The organism is Dactylosporangium sp. NPDC000521 (assembly GCF_042898305.1).
Classification (GTDB): domain Bacteria; phylum Actinomycetota; class Actinomycetes; order Mycobacteriales; family Micromonosporaceae; genus Dactylosporangium.
On the sequence record NZ_JBIAYW010000061.1, the window covers coordinates 1 to 1,575 of the forward strand.

The 1,575-nt window shown below is 67.7% G+C and carries 2 protein-coding genes; both read left to right on the top strand.

What is annotated here, in order from left to right; genetic code table 11:
• Nucleotides 1-80 precede the first annotated feature (80 nt).
• Entirely contained in the window at nt 81-512 is a 432-nt protein-coding gene (locus tag ACFY3L_RS54530; RefSeq protein WP_389343937.1) for a hypothetical protein, read from the top strand.
• 14 nt (nt 513-526) lie between these two features.
• Nucleotides 527-1,534 (top strand): IS3 family transposase, encoded by a 1,008-nt coding sequence (locus ACFY3L_RS54535; protein WP_389343939.1) that lies wholly within the window; start codon nt 527-529, stop codon nt 1,532-1,534.
• Nucleotides 1,535-1,575 lie beyond the last annotated feature (41 nt).

Here is a 1,575-nt window from a genome sequence, read left to right on the forward strand (position 1 = left end):
CCCTCCCTGTCACGCTGATGTGAGACAGCCTGTCTACCAGGGATACTCTTCCTGGACGGTCCTGAGGAGAGCACATCAGCATGACGTCGAAGCCCCATGAGAACCTGGATCCGGACGCCCGGCCCCAGCGGCGGACATTCACCGCAGAGTTCAAGGCGAGGATCCTGGACGAGTACGACGCGGCCTCGGACGCGGCGGCTCGAGGGGCGATCCTGCGCCGGGAGCGGCTGTACGGGTCACACATTCTGGATTGGCGCAAGGCCCGAGACGCCGGAGCTGCGGCTGGCCTGACGGACCGCCGTCAAGCGGCCGCGCGGGCGGTGAAGAAGGCCGAGAACGCTGAACTTGCCCGGCTGCAGCGGGAGAACGCCCGGCTGCAGGCGAAGCTGGCCAAGACCGAGACCGCGTTGCAGATCATGGGAAAAGCGCACGCGCTCTTGGAACTGCTCTCCGAGAGCGCGGACGCCGCGCCGATGCCGAACCTGTCCTCGCCGAGGCGCAGCAGGCGCTGACCCCGGCCTGGGGTGTGGCCGCGGCGTGCCGGCTGACCGGCATGTCGCGGGCGACGTTGTATCGGCGCCGCAACCCGCCCGCCGAGCCGAAGCCGCGCACGCCGCGCAAGCCGCCGCCGTCGGTGCTGTCGCAGGCCGAACGTGATCAGGTGCTGCAGCTGTTGAACCGGCCCGAGTACGCCGATCTGGCGCCGGCGCAGGTGTGGGCCCGCGAACTCGACGAGGGCCGCTGGTGGTGCTCGGAGTCCACGATGTACCGGATCCTGCGGGCCGCTGGACAGACCGGTGAGCGCCGGGCCCAGGCCACGCATCCGGCCCGGACCAAGCCCGAGCTCGTGGCCGACGCGCCCAATCAGGTCTGGTCCTGGGACATCACCCGGCTCCGCGGTCCGGTCAAAGGCGTGTGGTTCCAGCTCTACACGGTGATCGACATCTGGTCCCGGTACGTCGTCGGGCACCTGGTCGCCGCCTACGAGGACGGCCAGCTCGCCGAAGCGCTGATCGCCGACGCCGCCGCCCGGGAACGCGTCGACCCCGACCAGTTGACCGTGCACGCCGACCGCGGCGCTGCGATGACCAGCAAGACCATCACGCAGCTGCTGACCGATCTGAAGATCGGCCGTAGTCACAGCCGGCCCAAGACGTCCAACGACAACCCGTACATCGAGGCCAGCTTCAAAACCCTCAAATACGACCCGACGTTCCCGGAGCTGTTCGGGTCGATCCAGCACGCCCGGCAGCACTGCGAAGCGTTCTACACCTACTACAACCATGAACACAGGCATTCCGGGATCGGACTGCACACCCCCGCCTCGGTCCATCACGGCACCGCCAGCCAGATCCGTCAACAGCGACAACGCACCCTCGACGCAGCCTGGGCCACGCACCCCGACCGGTTCGGGCGCCGTCGTCCGCAACCGCCCCGCCTCCCGGAACGGGCATGGATCAACAAACCCGACGACAACGACCTCGAACAGGCCACCGCTCCCGCAGCGACCGGCCTTCCAGCAGCACAAAGCTAAACAAAATCAAGAAACTGTCTCAGTTGACTTGACAGGTTCCG